The organism is Congzhengia minquanensis, from assembly GCF_014384785.1.
Lineage (GTDB): Bacteria > Bacillota > Clostridia > UBA1381 > UBA9506 > Congzhengia > Congzhengia minquanensis.
Genome location: NZ_JACRSU010000002.1, coordinates 472209 through 488453 on the forward strand (window position 1 = coordinate 472209; position 16245 = coordinate 488453).

A 16245-nucleotide genomic window follows, 5' to 3' on the forward strand; every position below is an offset into this window, starting at 1 on the left:
CTTATGGTTTATATTCACAAGCACAGTTTCTCATATCGCATAAATTATTACAAAAATACTTTTGAGGGTTAGGAAACCAAGATGTTTCCTGTTCTATACTCTTTATCGTATCTTCTGCCCACTTCTTTGCCTCTTTAAATTCTTCGTCTTTAAATTCAAAGGTAAGCCAATTTCTATCCTTAAATAAATTCCATTTCAAATATTTTGGCTTAACTCCATATTCCTCAATAACACCTATTGAGTATAAATATAATTGTCTTTTAAACCCTAAAATGTGTTCTTTTTCTGATGAACTGATTTCACCATTTTTCTTAAAATTAACACTACCGCTTTTATGGTCTAAAACAATTATGTCTCCTTTGATTTTATCTTTTAATAGTAAGTCAATATATCCCACCATTTCATAGTCAAATATCTTAAACGTTACTTCTTTTTCAACTCCAAGCACCTCGTAATTTTCAAGGTCTAAGTCAATATTGTCAAGATAATCAAGCCCCTTGTCATAATAAGACTGTTTTATGTCTATATACGGATTAGGAGGAGCATCACAAGTGACAACATCGTTAAACCTATTCTCATAGTATTGCGATATTTCAAATATGGATAACTCCTCCTTTTCATATTTTTCTAAAATTTCGTGCATCAAACTGCCGTATTGAGCAAAAAAATTCTCATCGCCCTCAACGCAGTCAACGTACTTTAATCGCCAGCCGTATGGACATTGATGATATGAACTTAACCTTGAGAAACTCCAAACCATCGAATCAATTATAAAACTATCTTTATTCATTGTTTCTCCTATTTGTCGGGAAATTCATCTTCTAACGACCTATCAACATAAGGTAATTTTTCTGTATAAATCTTCTTATCCCAAGCAAATTTTGCATCATATTCATCATAATCTGTATAAAATCTTCGTGATACTATGTCATACCACATACCCATTTGAAAGTCTGTTTTGCCCAAAAGCCTGTCCTTTATGACGGTCAGTACAACATCATATTTTCCCCACTTGGATTTCGGGTCGTCTTTTTCTTTTTTTGATACTCGCCTAAGACCAATGGAACGCATTGCAAGGTTAATAATATTTGATGTACCCGATATATCATACATTTCAATGTCTGAATTTGAGTCTTGTGTTTTTCTGGGATGTGCTATAAGAACTACCGCCACATTAAATTTAGCGGCGAATTTAATCAAGTTATTTATCAGGTTGGTTTGTGCTGTGTTTTTATCGCTTTCTGAACAATGCAAATCCAACATCATAAGGTTGTCCAACACAATTAGTTTGCAACCGAATTTTCTTACACATTCTTCAGCAGATTTAAGAACAGATGCTACATCATTTGGTTCATCATCTCTGTATATAAAGAGTTTTTTGCTATAAAAACTCTGCATTTGCTTTTGAATATCATAGGGAACAACATAATATTTTCTGCCGTCAGCACTTGATTTTTCTGCCATATTTCTGCGACCTGCTATAATGGCATTAAACCAATTTGCACTCATTCTTTCAGGCATTTCCTTTGAAAACAGAAACGCTGACTTGTCAGTATCAATGGTGTTAGCAATGGCTTGGTCTATTATAGAACTTTTACCGCTTCCGGGGCGGCCAGACAATATTGTAAGAGAGCCATAGAATATCTTCAATAACTCATTATCCAATGGCTTAATACCTGTTTTTACACCATCCATTTGAGAGATGTCCAATTCGTCAATCTCCGAATAATCAATAACGCTTTTTACAGGAACATCTTTTGCATCTGAAATCAAATTCATTACAAAATCTGCACCACCTACCTGTAAGCAGTCGTTAATGTCATTCAATGGAATTTTCTTGCCATTTTCTTTTTCAAAGTATTTTGGAGTCGTTATGTATTTAGTTCTCCAAGTGCCAAGTCTATAAATACATTCCTTTTTCATAGCCTCGCCCGGCTCGTCATTGTCTGCCCATATAAGAATAGACTCAAAGCCATTTAGCCAGTCCCAATTCTCTTCCATCCAGTGATAATTACCAGCACCAAACGGAACACTTACTGTATTAAGATACCCTGCTTCAATAGCACTCGCACAATCTGTTTCACCTTCTGTAATAAGTAAAGGTTTTGATGTGTTTACTCTATTCATATTGAATAATATTGGAGCAGTATCAGCATCTTTTTGACACCAAGTTTTTGCTTGTCCAGACTTTTTAGGGATTGTTTTTGCTGGTCTGTACTTAACTAATGTCAATACATCATTTGTATCATAATAATTGAAAACACCATTACCTTGTGAATCTTCTCTTATATCAAGATAATCAATTACATTTTTTGAGATACCTCGCTTACCCCAATAATCAATAACATTCTTTCTATCTGTTAAAGGCACTTCTTGAGGATATCTGTAATCTCTTTTTGTCTTAACATCTTGTTCTCCAAAACTGTATTTAACACCAGCTTTTTCAAAGAGATATTTAACTGATCGTAAAAAAGTGTTTCCTTTCTGCATTAAAATATCTATAATATCAACTGTCTTGTTGCATCCAAAACAGTGAAATGAGTAATTCTTTTTGTTGTATATAAAGCTTGCTGTGTCTTCGTTGTGATAAGGGCAGCAAGCCTTTAAGTTCTTATCGTCAAAATCATTAAGTTCAAGTAACTCAGCCATTATAAAAGCATTATCATCACCAAGTTTACTTTTTGCTTTTTCGATGTCCTTTTGTTCAATTAGCAATCGACTTACCACCTACATTTCCGAATTCTTTTTCCCAAAACATTTTTCTCAATCCATATAGAATGTGAACAGGTTTATCTTCGTAATAAGTTTTTGAATTTTCAATACTTCTCAAAATAAACTCTATTGGAACTTTATACTTGAAAACCAATGTGTTTATTGCTCTCATTGCTAATGGATATTGAGCTTTATCTTCGATATAGGACATATATAAGTCCACACATTCCTTAATTTCTTGTTTTCTCGTTGCACAGTCCCAATGGTAATGTCTTTTGTTTATCACCACGGATTCTGAGGAATTAACCTTTTCTCCGTGGTGTAAACATTTTTGACCATAGGCACAGACATACTTTTTGTCTGTCATATCTGTGCCTTAATTAAAAGGGAGTTCATCGTCCCCGTCTGCTACAGGCATAAAATCATTTACATCATTAGCAGGAGCAGATGTATTTCCACTTGCGTTCTTACTTTCAACAAACTCAGCTTCTTCTACGACAACATCTGTTGTATAAACTTTCTGTCCATCTTTATTGGTATAACTTCCCGTTTGAATTCTGCCCGCAATGCCAATTGCGTTACCCTTACTAAAATACTTACTCACAAAATCAGCAGTATTACTGAATGCTACACAGTTGATAAAATCTGCCTCGTAGTTACCCTCTTCGTTCTTAAACTTTCTGTTAATAGCGACTGAGAAACGAGCAACTGACTTACCTGCTGCTGTAGTGTTTGTTTCAACATCTCTTGTGAGTCTTCCAACCAATGCTACTTTATTCATATATTAAAATATCCTCCTATTACGCCTGTACTGCCTTAATTCCCTGTATTTTTTCTAAACATTTCCTTGCATCATCTATTGATTTAATTGCGTTGGGGTTTCCACTTGGAACGAATGCCTTTAATGTTGTCATCAATTCCTCGTTCTTCGTTCCACCCAAAGCACCACAAGTTGCAACAATTTCTTTCTTAATTTCTGCAATATTGTCTGTTGTAGCAGTGTCTTCATCGTCTTTTCTTACTACGGGCGTATATCCTTCACCGGAATTTGCCCATTGCATAATCTTTTCGCCGTATGTTTCGTTAAGAAGCGTTGCGGTTTCATTTTCAAAGATATGTGTATTATCTTTCTGTGTTTCAGCCATATGAGTTTTTTGGTCAATCAATAATGTGCAAGTAAACTCGTATTCAAATCCATCTCTCTGCTTTGCACCAACCCCAAGTTTCTTAACGCTTGTCTTACCCTTTTCATCTTTTTCAACTTCATACTGGTCTTTTCCACGCATTGTTGCAATAATATGAATAGGACTATCGGCAATAGCTTCGATAAACTTATTATGTCTTGGCGTAACCTTCGCCCAAGCCTGATATGTACCACCTGCTTGCTGTTGAAGTTCAAGACATCCACCCTTACCTTCCCACTCGTGAGAAGAACTATCAATAATCAAAATTCCATAACCTTCGCTAACAGCAAAGTTTACAAATTCAACATACTTCTCAGGATTATGTGGGGCATCAATATCAACGATGTCATAATCAAATTCATCTGCATAGTAATATCCACGCTTTGCTTCTGTGTTCCCAAGCAAAATCTTAGGGCGAGTACCCGTCTGTTTTTCAATTTCATTAGCCATGCCAGTTGCGAGTCTAAGTGCTGAATATGTTTTACCACCGCCACTTGGACTCATAAGAGCCACTTTTACATAAATTTTCTCTCTCTTTGCCTTTTTTATCTGAAATGCCAAGTTAAAGTCCTCCTGTTAATCATAAAAATTTATATATAAACACTCTTTAAAGAGTGGAGTATAAAATTACTCTATATAAGTCTATGTAAAGTCCTATGAAAGGACAGATAAAGTGATGCTGCGGATCAGCTACTGTTCAATTTTTTACAATAATAAGCATCTTTCAATCATTTCTTTGTTTCTTTTCTAATAACAGTAAACATTTCATCCACTGAATCCATTAAATCATATCGCTTATTAAATGGAGCAGTAGAACTTCTTGCAAATTTTCTCTCTACCATATCAATATAGTAAGTATTTTTACCGTCATCGCCTGCATAAAACTCATCCCATTTTTCTTTAGTAAATAATCTCTGTACATCAAGCTGCTCGATTGCCAGATTATCAAAGCTCAATACTTTGAATTTATTAACAATGTCTGCAAGATTTTCTTTCAACCACATCTGTTTTACAACAATATTTTCATGGTCTTCTGCTAACCATTCAGATCCTCTTCTCAGATTTTTGTATCCAAGAATTAACATCTTTAATCCTTTATTCCCCAATAATTCAACATCTGAAGGCTTTAATATACCATTGATTACATGAATAACTGCATTTGGGAATTTGCTAATCTTCTCAATAAACTCTGATGTAGGATTTACAAGTGATACACCAAGACCATAAATCAGTTTCTCATTTATACTATTCTCTACAACTTCAATATTTTTCTCAAAATGAACTTGGTTCAATGTGATATTTGCAATGACTTTTCTCTCTTTAAGTTTCTGCAAGAATGAAATTAAATCAGGATGTTCTAATACATTTCCACCACCTAAAGCAACTTCTTGATACGGATGCAGCGTGTCCACAAAGTTTTCATTGAGAATATCACCTAACTTACCGTCCGGTGTACTACCTTCGTGACAAAATTTACACCCCCTATCACAACGATTACAAATCTTTATGTCTATATTCTCTGCATAAGCTGGCATAAATTCGTCATCGTCAGTTTCTCTAACCTTTGTACCATCTGCAAAAATCATTGTTCTCACATTTCCATTCACATATCTTCCTAATAATTCCATTCTTCATCCTCTCCTATTTATCTATTTTCTCCATAATATCCAAAAGCAATTACCTTCTCTCCAGAAGCAGTCTTATAACTATCTTCAAATGTTTCGTAATCAATATACTTATAGTCGTTAAATTGCTCGTATGTTAAATACTGATGGTCTTCATCACTTTCTCTTTCAGGTGTCTTTTCTACTAAAGCCTCATCCCATCTGTCATAAAATAATTCACCATTTACCCATTTGTCATAATCTGTTTCAGAACACATCGTAATGCTATGTACTGAACTACTATTCGTTTCAAAAGTTCCTCTTCTAATCTGTCTCATCATAAAACCTCCTATATTTAATTTCATCATCTATATATAAATCCATTTGTACTGTATAAACTATTTCCTCACCTCACTGTTTGCACACTAAAATTTCAATGCTTACATTGTTAAAAACATCTTTGATAATTTCAGAAACCTTATCCCACTGTAATCTGTCCATCCCACAACCAATAACCGGCATGGCCAACTTTGTTACATAAATTTCGCTACATAAATCTTTCATTTTTACTAAAGCAGCTTTTAGAGATTCATAAGTAGGCTTCATCCAATACCTTTCTTTGGTAATTAGATTAAATACTCTATCTTGCTGAATACAATCACCAATCATTCTGTTATGATGCCACTGATTGATATAATCAGGATAAGTCTTCTGTAACTTTCTCTTCATATCAAATCGTTCATTAAATTCTATAACGATTCCTTTACCCATTCCAAAATCTGCACTGATACAATGTGCTAAATAATAATCTTCTGGAACAGAAAATAAATCTCTATATTCTTCTTTGTAAGTCATTTATTTACTCCTTTCAAAAAGAGATAAAAGACAGGTTTATTCGGATTATTCCTCGCCAACATTAACCAATCTATCTATATATTCTCTGCCATCGCCTTTGAAAATCGGAATATCTTTGTCGATAATCCATCGAGTTCTAATTGGCACACTAGAGTCTGTAGAATCAATATCATTGTAATCTTCATATCTTTCTTTAACGCAACAACTTCCACGTTTCTGATATATAGGCAAATCATTCCAATTGATACCTTTATGAGTCATCAACATATCCTGAATATCATTACAAGACTTATTCTGTAACTCTTTATGACTGAAATTAGCCTGTCCCACCATCTGAATACTGTTACGAGAAGCATCTAACTGTCTCCAATATATGAGATTAGTCACTTCTTCTTTTGGGATATTGAAGCAACGTGCATCAAACATAGCACCTTTATCTATAGCATTTCGATAAACTTCTAATAACCTGCTCCATTCATGTTCGGCAAAATCATTTGGTTGCATATCTTCAAAATTAAAAACATTACTTTCAAATGCTTGATTAAAAGCTATTGTCGCCATACTTGCACTAATAGAGCAAAGTTTCTGTACTTCGTAATCAAACCATGCAGCACTTGTAAACTTCTGATAATCAATCAAAATCAATGTGATCTCATCAGACTGCGTATATCCGAGTACACATCCTTGAATATTTTCACAAAGAAATTTTGTGGTTTCCTGCATAGTCTTCATTAAAATCTCATCAAAAGGTTTATGAAATCCTCTTGTAAATGTGTGGAACGCCTTTCCGTCAATGCGGATGGCAACTGGCGTTCTTCTCATTAGCTTAGTTTTCGGTATCTGCTCGTAGAATGTCTTCATACGAATACCTAAATCATCATGTACCGGCATATTATTCTTCCTCCAATTCTCTCTTAATCATCTTTTGTGTTTCACGTCTGATTCTCTTCTTACCTATTCTTCTCCATTTCTTTTTAGCTTTACGCCATCCATTATGATTGATTGCCCAACAAGCCATTACTCTATCAAATTCTGTGTATCCATCATTAGGATATGCGTTCTGAAAATCTCTCATTGTCTGCAACCTCCAACTCCGATAAAAGCGATGTTTTTTGGTATTATTTCTCTTCTCCGTTTAAAACAACCACTTTGTCACTGTGTCCAACATCACACAATTCCAAGTTATTAAAACTTCTTATGTTAGGAAATTTTGAATATCCATCTGTAAAGGAAAATTCAAAATCAAAATCTGGATATTGTTCACATATCTTCTGCAATTCTTTACCTTTCACTAAAATATTCCTCCACTCTCTTCTTGCCAACATCAAATATATCCACGTCTTTCTCTATACAGATATAATTTCTGTCAGTATTGATAGCAGCTATCGCATCTGAATCTTGTCTCCTGATTTAAAACCGCCAATGTTATCCAACGTCAGATCTTCTTCAAATCTGATTCGCTGAATATTCATAAATCTCTTTTGTTCCAAACTTGCTTACCGTCATAAGCAGTGCGCACTTTACCCTATAGGAACTTTGTGATTTTTCCTTTCTTTTAATTATGTGTTTTTACTTTATTTAACATTAGAAACTCAAAGACAGCACTCCATCCATTATCAAGAGTTAATTTTCCTTTAGGGACATTATGCCTGTAAACAATTGATGCGTCTATGCATTTTATTGGTGTCATAATGGTTCTACCTGCAATTCTTGAATCTATCTCTATCATATAACCCTCTCTTTTTTATTGGTATTTTTATTTGATATATGTAAAAAGTTTTTCAATCCTTATGTTGTTTTTATCAGCTTTTGATTTATTACTATCCAACAACGTCTTAGTTTCTTTTTGCCAAATACAAGTAAAATCATCTGGCATAGAATATTCGCTTATCAAAACTGTATTATTTACACTTGCTACCTTAACCCACTCATAAAATTCTTCATATGGGAAAGAATCGGTAGCATATTTAGTAGTTCCTCGATAAGGAATGTCGCAATAAATAACATAATTTTTGATTTTATCTAATGGTAGCGATTGAAAATTTAAATTTATAAATTTAACATCCTTAATATTAGAAATCTGTTTCTTTAAATTTCTGATTGCACCAGCAGACCATTTGCCACTATTGTCATCTTTTGAATCCCTTGCATATCCACCAAAATACTTAGCACCGAAACTCGCACAAAATCCTACAAGACCTAAATACCAGTCTGGATAATTTTCTTTGTTCTGCTTAACTTCCTTATATTCATTCTCTAAAATTCTTTCTGGCAATTCCGTTTCATGTTCCTGTGCATATTTTAATAATTCAATCAACTGTTTATGTATATCACAACCTATTCTTTTCCTACACTTAATTTTATCAATCATGTTTTGCACCGCCAACAAAAGGCTCTAGATAACCATTTGTGTCATCAGTTACATAAGCCTGGATAATTGGTGCTAAATCCTTACTTAATTTGTTCTTACTTCCAACGTATCTTATTTTCTTTCACCAGAAAGGTGACATGTCCTTAGTAGCTACCCTAATTTTTCCTTTCTTTTTAATATTTCTGTTAAAAACAGGTACAATTATCTTTATTTAATTATTCTCTACATTTTGCAAAATTTCGCTTGAATAAGCTAATTTGAATTAATAAATATGTCAAAACAAAACTTACCTTACAATCACACCTTAAATGCGTCTTCTATTACAAATTGTCAAAGAACTTATTATATCCTTCTGTATTGCAGTCAATTCGATTTATCGGCACATCGTCCGACCAATCAAACTTTTTAGATTGCGCCTTAATTTTATGTATTAACGGAGAATACTTACTATTTCCAAAATACTTAAGTATTTCGTCAATATCCGAAAAATCACCATTTATATCCGCTAAAAACAATTCTATCCCTCTATATGTGACAATATATTCATTTACACAAGGATATTCGCTTTTTGATTTCGGCCTTTTACTTATATCTTCTATGGATATAATTCTGTCTCGTAGAAACGGCGGAACCGCCGTAGCCCACGCCACCACATCCGCTACATATAATTGGTTTATCATATTCCAAAACTTCTATAATGTACATTGGATCCCCTATAGATAATTTTGTTTCAATGTTCACACAATCTAACTCCTTTTCTTATAAAATAACTGTTCTATCTTATGTTATAAACACATTCAGGCATTGAACCACTTAAAATTGCATTTCCGCAAGTAATTCTCCCCTCATCCTCATCGCTACTGGGCACAAAGACCAATACATCAAAACCCGCCTCAATTAAATCTGCCTCTGCTTTTTGATAGGGAACAAAACTTGTATAACCATTAGAGGTTTGTATATTGTTTTCCTCACAAGAATGAGTCATATGAAGCGGAGTAATCTTAACCATACATTTCTTGGGGCTGAACAAACTCTTTAATTTCTGTGCGTCTACTTCATAATTGTCTGCTAATGCAAAATTTAAAGCATATTTTCTTCCTTTTGGGGCTGGCAAGTCTTTACAATGTCAGATATTTCACGAAGAGATAATGCATTACCTGAAAACATATCGTTTCTTTGCTCATCCGATGTGCTATTTATGCTAAACTGCAATCCTGCATCTCCACGGAACGCATCATTTTTTATATCATTTGTCCATTCTTGGAGTATGCTAAATAATTTTCTGTTTTTATTTGGGCACATGGTTGTGAATACAGGATGAATCATACTGTTTCCGATATAAGGCTTCGTTATTTTATGTAAATCGTAAGATACTCTTAACACATCAGGATTCCAAGAAGGCTCTCCCATTCTTGCATAGTGAATGTTTAATCTCTTTGTGCCCTTAACTTCTGGATGCAATGATAGAGCCACCTCAATTTGTTCTTTCATATCTTTATATGTTGCGTTTATTCCCCTTCCTACCTTTGGAACATCACAAAACTTACAAGCACTATTGCAGCCGTACTGAGTGGAAATCGTTACAACCCATTTTTCTTTCAACGGCATACACTTTCCGTTGGGCACTCCCTCAATATCCTTGTTTAGACCTAAAAATTTAGCTTTAACATTAGCTTGTCTACCATAATCTCCAATAGATAAACACTCCAAACTCCCTTTATCTCCCTGAACAATAAGTATATGACCCGTAGGAACATTGATATTTTTTATAATTTCCATTGTTTTATCTCCTCGTTTTCCGTAACAAATTTCACATTTTAAACAACCTCATCAATACCGCACTCAAACAATTCCGGCAACGCTCTTGCCCGATACTTTTGATGTTTTAATCCTTCCAAAACATTGATAATCTCCGTCATGCCATTTGAACAATTTTGATTACGATTTATGGCACTAACCAACTTTTTCTCATTCTTAATTGCTCTACGTTGTTCAAACAATCGGTTCAGAGCAGAATAAGCTTTATAGCCTTCCCTTGCATTTAACTTCGTAAACTCTATGTAATGCTCCCAATCAACAATTTTGGCTTCAATATCACTCATTTCCTGTGATAGCTCATTAGCTCTTTTAGCTGCATCCTGAAAGAGATTCTGCATACCGTCAAGCCGTAGCTCCCATTCAGTCAAACCAAGAGGCTCGTCGCTAATCTCAAACACCTTATCTGTAATCTTTTTAATTGTTTTAGGAGGTTTCGGCACTGTACACTGAACCACATCTCCGTTTTCATACTCAGCCACATAATACTTTCTTTGCCAAGCCTTACATATAGAATTTTTCAAGAAGCTCATAGCCTGTTGCTTCGTATCAAAAACATCTGCCATAGTAATATTTGTCGCCTGAGTAACCTTGCCGTTAAAGTTGCTTTTAATATATTTTTCGCCATCAGTAATTACATATTGTGCCAATTATTTCACATACTTTCTTAATGAAATCTTCAATTTAAGACCAATGCACTATCTAACAACGTAAGCTCCCTCATATGGAGAGCGCAATAAAAAGTATCCTTCTAACCCATTATCTAAAACGGCCTGTCTTGGATTATTAAAATAATATGTACTATCATAAACAGAACCAATATTAATTACTTTATAAATTGGCTTATTGATTAAAGGAGAGATATAACCACCGCTTGTCCCATATAAAGATTTTCTACATTGTGATAAAATTTCAAATTCTATCATGCATTTGCCGTTTTGATGCCCCCATATTGTGCAGCCTTTATCATTTTGATTTTTAATGTCTGCAATAATTACAGGATAAATAATACCTTCCTCTTGCACAACAAGTAACATATCACCAACTTGTCCAAGCGTTGTAGTAGTTGCTCCGGCAAGATATTCGCCATATTTTACAATCCCATAAGCATCTGATAATGCGTTGTTTGATTTTGTAAAATTAATAAGTTTCTTACAATCTCCTCCCCATCTAATTTTATTCCAAACCGTGTATGTATGAATAGTTCCTAATCCTTTTGGTGGAAAATGTGTGAATGTTGCATTTGCGCTAATCGTTGTAAAAAATATAACAATTATTGTAGTTATCAATGTTGCTTTAGTTTTTAATTTTGTCAAATAATCTGTCCTTTCTTATCTTATATAGCTAATTCTTTTATTCTACCTCTACACCGTTAGTTGTAAAATGTATCCTCTTTTATATTTTTGCACTCCATCCTCAAAAACTGTATTTTCTGCATACTGTTTGTTTTTATAAATTAAACCTTTTTTAAACGCTTTTTTCTATAAGCATCCTTTGCCCTCAATAAATTTTCATCCATCATTTTAGCTGAAACAAATTCATTTTCTTCATCTTCAGTGACAGTACACAAAAAATAGAACTCTTCTGTTTCTATTTTTTCACCTTTAACAATCGCATTGGAAATTTTTTTCTATATTGTAATTCGTGAGTATTATTACATATAGGGCAATCCCTTATAACTTTGTTAATTAAAATATCGTCACCCAATTTCATTGTTTTCATTATTTACTAATCCTCCCCATTTAACAGTTCCGGGTTATCGTGGATATTGCCGATTACTTCAAATTGGTCGCTATCGTTTTGAAATGTTGTAAAATGTTTAACGCAACCTTTTTGCATTGTTCCAATAAAACAAGCAATTTCCACATCATATTCAATAACATATTTTGCATTAAGACCAACAGACAGAAAAAACTTATTCGTTTGAACAATATCCCCCTCAAATATCTTCGTGCCGTTTTTGTCCTTCAAACCCGTATATTGCCCGACTGTTCTGGGGATCACTTCAATCCATTTCCCTTCATGCCATAAATTCACACAGCCATAACTTGTTTGCATAATACTGTCACTTAAAATCAAATTTTTATCATCATATCTTTTCCCTCTGAATAGTATTTCACGCATTATCCGTCACCTCGCTTTCGAGCCATTGCATCACCTCGCAAACGCTTCCATAAATAAATTTGCCGTTAATAATTTTACAAAAGATTTCCTCATCATCAGATATGGTCAAAATAAAATTAGCCATTTCCTCCACGCTCATATTTTTAACACGCTCATAGTTTGTCATTGCTGCTCACGCTCCCTCTCAGAATGTCTATGCCACCTTTGAGTTCCAGCACATTCGGCTTTACAATTCATGCATAAGAGTTTGTATGTATAATTTTTATAATTACCATCAGTTCTATGTGTTTGTTTTATAGCAACTAAATTAGAACTGCCGCAGTATTCGCATGTGGACGTAAGCATATTTTTTCGTGTGGGAGTAATAAGCCAAAAATAACATAATTTTAATTTTTGTATTAAGCCTGATTTATACCCCATTGTCTTTACTCTCCTTTTTGGCCGCATTTTACCGTGTTTTTCATCTTTTTTTAAGCTCCTTTCCAGAATGCATATCAAAACTACAAATATCTCTAAATGAACAATTTATGAAATTCACACAACTATTACATGGTGGTATTTCACACTCTTTCGTTGCTATAAAAGGACATTTATTCATTGTTTGTTGCTCCTTCCACATAACACCAGCTTTGCGGCGGACGTGTCAGCGGTTTTATTTTACATTCCCTGCACCAGTCCATTTCTGCTTTTTTTGTACAAGCATATCCGCCTAAAAGCAATGCACCGTTTGTATAATTAGGATTGTTATAACACCGCTCTCTGTATTTGCACGCTTTTACTGCTGTTTTGTCAATCATATTAAAATCACTCAGCTCTTTCGGTTTGTCATAAATAACAAGGTTGGATATGTGCCATGCGCAAAGAAATTTACCGCACGCATAACTGTGTACTTCGCTTTCAGTGAGCAGCGCTCCGAGCGTACACAGCTTTTTTTCATTTTCGTGCGCATCTCCAGATAGATAATCCCATTTATCCGTTGCGATATTGTGCAATTTCGTAATGCCGCCACACGCAAACTCCCCTATGACTTTACCCGAAAAATCAGTATAAATGTTCCTGTCTCGTTCTTTGGCTGTAACGCCACTATGCGTACAGTAAATATAACACTTAAACGGTGTTTCAATCTTCGGGCGTGTCTTGCGTACCTCAATTGTTTTGCTTCCATTTGCGATAAGCTCACAATATTTAGGCTTAATGCTTATTAATACTGATTTCACTTTTCTTCAGCCTCCTTAGGCGGTTCCGGCAGTGGCATCCAATGGGTAATATGTTTTTGTGTTGCGTGTTTTCCTTGCCATTTGCCGTTGACTGTTTTTTCTGCTACACTTATACCATAACAAGTATAGATAAGGACTTTACCGTCTTTCCATGTTGGCAGCCTGTCCTTGACGCTTATCCAGTTATTCATTGCTCCCCCTCCAAATCAATTTGCAATTTTGCCAGCTCCGCCGCTGCACGGTAGACTTGCCCATGTTTGTTGTCGCTGTGTGTTTCATTGACTTGCGCTAAAAAATCTTCTATGCTGCCGTTAAAACAGCCGCAGGTTACCGATATACCATTGTTTTTATTGCGATAAAATGTAGTGGTGCCATTCCTGCTTCCAGCCGGGCCAAAAGTCATAATATGTTCCATTCTATAAACCTGTGCATTGCCATAAACCAATGCATTGCCATAAACCAATGCGTCGCCATAAACCCATGCGTCGCCATAAACCCATGCCTCGCCAGAAACCCATGCGTCGCCATAAACCCATGCAGAACCTTCCTGGCTTAAATTATCCTCTTTTTCAACCCATCCGCCTAAATCTCCGGCATGTATAATTGTGCCGTCTAATAACTCAAAATCCTTTAACGCCCTTATACGGTAAAGTGTTCTGCCTAAAAATTCTTTCTTTTCTTTCGTTAATTCATATTTTTTCATTCTTCACTGCCTCCCATTTTCGCGCCGCATTTAGGGCAATAGTTAAAATTAGAAGAAAAACCGTCAACTTCATCATAATGACAATTTGAACATCTGATATATGACCCTCGTTCCGTATCAGCGATTTCCCACTTGCCATGCACCACGAACGCAGTGCCTATTGTACGGTTACGCTCCTTAATTAGTTCTTTCTCCAACCGCTCTATTTTTCTTTTTTGCCTTCTGATTTCCTCATTCTGTCTGCATATCTCGTCCGTCAAGTCCCGCTCGCAGCGGATATTGTTATATTCATAGCGCCCGACAACCTCGCAGAGATAACATTTTCCACCGCTTGTAAAATTTGAATTTGTGTCTAAAATCTGCAAAATTATATCTTCGCAGTCCCGTATATTTTCAAGTGTGTATAATACAAATCTGCTGCTCTTATGTGTTTTTACCATTATTCCGCTCCTTTTCACTCCACGCCGCAATCATCATATACTGATAACGGGGTGGTTTTTTGAATCCATGTGAATTAGTAACTTTAATATCTTCTCTCGCTTGTGCTATTTCCAAAACATTCAGCGCAGAGGAAATTTCTATTCTCGCCGCAGTCTTTACTCAGCTGGGAGATTCCCTCGCTACTATCCTTGCCGCTGGGAAATTGTGTGGGAGAGAAGACGAGGATTGATTAATTTTCTCCCGCACATAGGGCAGTAGTTAATTTTGCGATACACCCCATAGCCAACAATTAATCTATCTCCGTCAAATATGTCCGTGCCCTCTCCGTTGGGTGATGTGCAGTACTTACAGCCATAATTACACTTAAATATTCTTTTTTAAAACCATGCCATTTAAGCAATCCTTTTCCCTTTAGGGGCATTTTCGTTATACAAATCACGTATCGCCAAACAAATATGGTAAAACTTACATTGGCCTCCAGACAAACTAATTTTCTTTTTGTTTATTCCCGCCTTCACAATTGCTTCAATCTCTAAATCTTTTGGAGATATTCCATCTAAAGCTCTTCTTAAAATTGTAAAATTTATCGTTTGATATTCATTTAAAAATGTTGACATACCTTTTAAAACCTTACAAGTTAATGATTCTTTATCTCCAAGCCACGTGCTTTTAATAATACCAAGTGTATTATTTAAAACTTCAGAACCATATTTTGAATAGATATACTCAACTGCATTAATAGGTTTAATTATGTCGCAATTTGTTATATTAGAGCCAGCATATGAAAAATTAAACTTTTTCATAATAGCTACAATATCAATGGCTTCAGGATTTCCTTCTTCTACTTTGGCATGAAATTTTTCTGCCGCATTTAATGAATTTCTTTGAGAATTGAATTTTAAAAATTTTGCACATTCCTCTTCATAAGATAAACCTTCCCATACGCAGCATAAAACTTTAGCCGATTTATCTTTTAAGGAAAGCCCAGCAACACGATGCCCACCATCTACAATCCAATACTTGCCATCACGATAACTCACAGAAATTACCCCAAATAAATCCCAGTCAAAATTATTAGCAATTGCCTTTACCAACTCTCCTTTAGGCTTCCTTTGGTATGGTGCATAATGTAAACTTTCCAATGAAATGTTTGCATAATTTGGTTTGATTTTATTTGTCTTTATAGCCTTTCCACCAAATACTTTCAATTTTATGTCAC

Annotated in this window: 26 protein-coding genes; 1 reads left to right on the forward strand and 25 read right to left on the reverse strand. The window is 34.9% G+C overall.

The genetic code is table 11. The features are described from left to right. Position 1: 1 nt before the first annotated feature. The 24 genes from H8698_RS07235 to H8698_RS07350 form a co-directional block, all read right to left on the reverse strand. Complete coding sequence (locus H8698_RS07235) at positions 2-790, reverse strand: RecB family exonuclease (RefSeq protein ID WP_249311916.1); 789 nt, start codon at positions 788-790, stop codon at positions 2-4. A gap of 8 nt (positions 791-798) precedes the next feature. Further along, positions 799-2715, reverse strand: a complete 1917-nt coding sequence (locus H8698_RS07240; RefSeq protein ID WP_249311917.1) for a CHC2 zinc finger domain-containing protein — start codon at positions 2713-2715, stop codon at positions 799-801. Beyond that, a complete protein-coding gene (locus H8698_RS07245; protein WP_249311918.1) occupies positions 2705-3079 on the reverse strand; it encodes a hypothetical protein in 375 nt (124 codons plus the stop codon). Before H8698_RS07245 ends, H8698_RS07240 begins: the two co-directional genes overlap by 11 nt. Before the next feature lie 9 nt (positions 3080-3088). Next, a complete protein-coding gene (locus H8698_RS07250) occupies positions 3089-3493 on the reverse strand; it encodes a single-stranded DNA-binding protein (RefSeq protein ID WP_249311919.1) in 405 nt (134 codons plus the stop codon). Between the two features lie 19 nt (positions 3494-3512). Further along, complete coding sequence (locus H8698_RS07255) at positions 3513-4457, reverse strand: AAA family ATPase (RefSeq protein WP_249311920.1); 945 nt, start codon at positions 4455-4457, stop codon at positions 3513-3515. Between the two features lie 167 nt (positions 4458-4624). Further along, a complete protein-coding gene (locus tag H8698_RS07260) occupies positions 4625-5524 on the reverse strand; it encodes a radical SAM family protein (protein WP_249311921.1) in 900 nt (299 codons plus the stop codon). Positions 5525-5541: 17 nt separating this feature from the next. Further along, complete coding sequence (locus H8698_RS07265) at positions 5542-5868, reverse strand: hypothetical protein (protein ID WP_249311922.1); 327 nt, start codon at positions 5866-5868, stop codon at positions 5542-5544. Positions 5869-5911: 43 nt separating this feature from the next. Further along, positions 5912-6355, reverse strand: a complete 444-nt coding sequence (locus H8698_RS07270) for a macro domain-containing protein (protein WP_249311923.1) — start codon at positions 6353-6355, stop codon at positions 5912-5914. Positions 6356-6400: 45 nt separating this feature from the next. Beyond that, the gene (locus H8698_RS07275; protein ID WP_249311924.1) at positions 6401-7246 is read right to left on the reverse strand and encodes a tRNA(His) guanylyltransferase Thg1 family protein; all 846 of its coding nucleotides are present in this window, start codon (positions 7244-7246) and stop codon (positions 6401-6403) included. Position 7247: 1 nt separating this feature from the next. Further along, on the reverse strand, positions 7248-7430 hold the full coding sequence (locus H8698_RS07280) for a hypothetical protein (RefSeq protein ID WP_249311925.1): 183 nt from the start codon (positions 7428-7430) through the stop codon (positions 7248-7250). A 43-nt stretch (positions 7431-7473) separates the two neighbouring features. After that, positions 7474-7647, reverse strand: a complete 174-nt coding sequence (locus tag H8698_RS07285) for a hypothetical protein (protein WP_249311926.1) — start codon at positions 7645-7647, stop codon at positions 7474-7476. A gap of 263 nt (positions 7648-7910) precedes the next feature. Next, positions 7911-8084: a hypothetical protein gene (locus H8698_RS07290; RefSeq protein WP_249311927.1), complete on the reverse strand. Its 174-nt coding sequence runs from the start codon at positions 8082-8084 to the stop codon at positions 7911-7913. 27 nt (positions 8085-8111) lie between these two features. Further along, positions 8112-8726: a DNA adenine methylase gene (locus H8698_RS07295; RefSeq protein ID WP_249311928.1), complete on the reverse strand. Its 615-nt coding sequence runs from the start codon at positions 8724-8726 to the stop codon at positions 8112-8114. A 320-nt stretch (positions 8727-9046) separates the two neighbouring features. Next, positions 9047-9406, reverse strand: a complete 360-nt coding sequence (locus H8698_RS07300; RefSeq protein WP_249311929.1) for a hypothetical protein — start codon at positions 9404-9406, stop codon at positions 9047-9049. A 95-nt stretch (positions 9407-9501) separates the two neighbouring features. Beyond that, positions 9502-9840, reverse strand: coding sequence for a hypothetical protein (locus H8698_RS07305; protein ID WP_249311930.1), 339 nt, complete (start codon positions 9838-9840; stop codon positions 9502-9504). Continuing rightward, on the reverse strand, positions 9807-10505 hold the full coding sequence (locus H8698_RS07310; RefSeq protein ID WP_249311931.1) for a radical SAM family protein: 699 nt from the start codon (positions 10503-10505) through the stop codon (positions 9807-9809). Before H8698_RS07310 ends, H8698_RS07305 begins: the two co-directional genes overlap by 34 nt. A 38-nt stretch (positions 10506-10543) precedes the next feature. Then, entirely contained in the window at positions 10544-11191 is a 648-nt protein-coding gene (locus H8698_RS07315; RefSeq protein ID WP_249311932.1) for a hypothetical protein, read from the reverse strand. Between the two features lie 48 nt (positions 11192-11239). Further along, positions 11240-11857 (reverse strand): hypothetical protein, encoded by a 618-nt coding sequence (locus tag H8698_RS07320; RefSeq protein ID WP_249311933.1) that lies wholly within the window; start codon positions 11855-11857, stop codon positions 11240-11242. Positions 11858-12269: 412 nt separating this feature from the next. Beyond that, the gene (locus H8698_RS07325; RefSeq protein ID WP_249311934.1) at positions 12270-12665 is read right to left on the reverse strand and encodes a YopX family protein; all 396 of its coding nucleotides are present in this window, start codon (positions 12663-12665) and stop codon (positions 12270-12272) included. Beyond that, positions 12658-12831 carry a hypothetical protein gene (locus tag H8698_RS07330; protein WP_249311935.1) on the reverse strand — a complete coding sequence of 58 codons (174 nt, stop codon included), beginning with the start codon at positions 12829-12831 and terminating at the stop codon, positions 12658-12660. The genes H8698_RS07325 and H8698_RS07330 overlap by 8 nt, the downstream gene beginning before the upstream one ends. A 424-nt stretch (positions 12832-13255) precedes the next feature. Beyond that, positions 13256-13882 (reverse strand): hypothetical protein, encoded by a 627-nt coding sequence (locus H8698_RS07335; protein WP_249311936.1) that lies wholly within the window; start codon positions 13880-13882, stop codon positions 13256-13258. Continuing rightward, positions 13879-14073: a DUF551 domain-containing protein gene (locus tag H8698_RS07340; protein WP_249311937.1), complete on the reverse strand. Its 195-nt coding sequence runs from the start codon at positions 14071-14073 to the stop codon at positions 13879-13881. Before H8698_RS07340 ends, H8698_RS07335 begins: the two co-directional genes overlap by 4 nt. After that, positions 14070-14585: a hypothetical protein gene (locus H8698_RS07345; protein WP_249311938.1), complete on the reverse strand. Its 516-nt coding sequence runs from the start codon at positions 14583-14585 to the stop codon at positions 14070-14072. Before H8698_RS07345 ends, H8698_RS07340 begins: the two co-directional genes overlap by 4 nt. Next, positions 14582-15025 (reverse strand): hypothetical protein, encoded by a 444-nt coding sequence (locus tag H8698_RS07350; RefSeq protein WP_249311939.1) that lies wholly within the window; start codon positions 15023-15025, stop codon positions 14582-14584. Before H8698_RS07350 ends, H8698_RS07345 begins: the two co-directional genes overlap by 4 nt. A 59-nt stretch (positions 15026-15084) precedes the next feature. Between H8698_RS07350 and H8698_RS13390 the strand changes: the two genes are divergently transcribed. Further along, positions 15085-15255: a DUF6774 domain-containing protein gene (locus H8698_RS13390; RefSeq protein WP_346726834.1), complete on the forward strand. Its 171-nt coding sequence runs from the start codon at positions 15085-15087 to the stop codon at positions 15253-15255. A gap of 163 nt (positions 15256-15418) precedes the next feature. On the opposite strand, the gene H8698_RS07355 is transcribed toward H8698_RS13390, so the two are convergent. Then, on the reverse strand, positions 15419-16234 hold the full coding sequence (locus H8698_RS07355) for a DUF6551 family protein (RefSeq protein WP_249311940.1): 816 nt from the start codon (positions 16232-16234) through the stop codon (positions 15419-15421). Positions 16235-16245 lie beyond the last annotated feature (11 nt).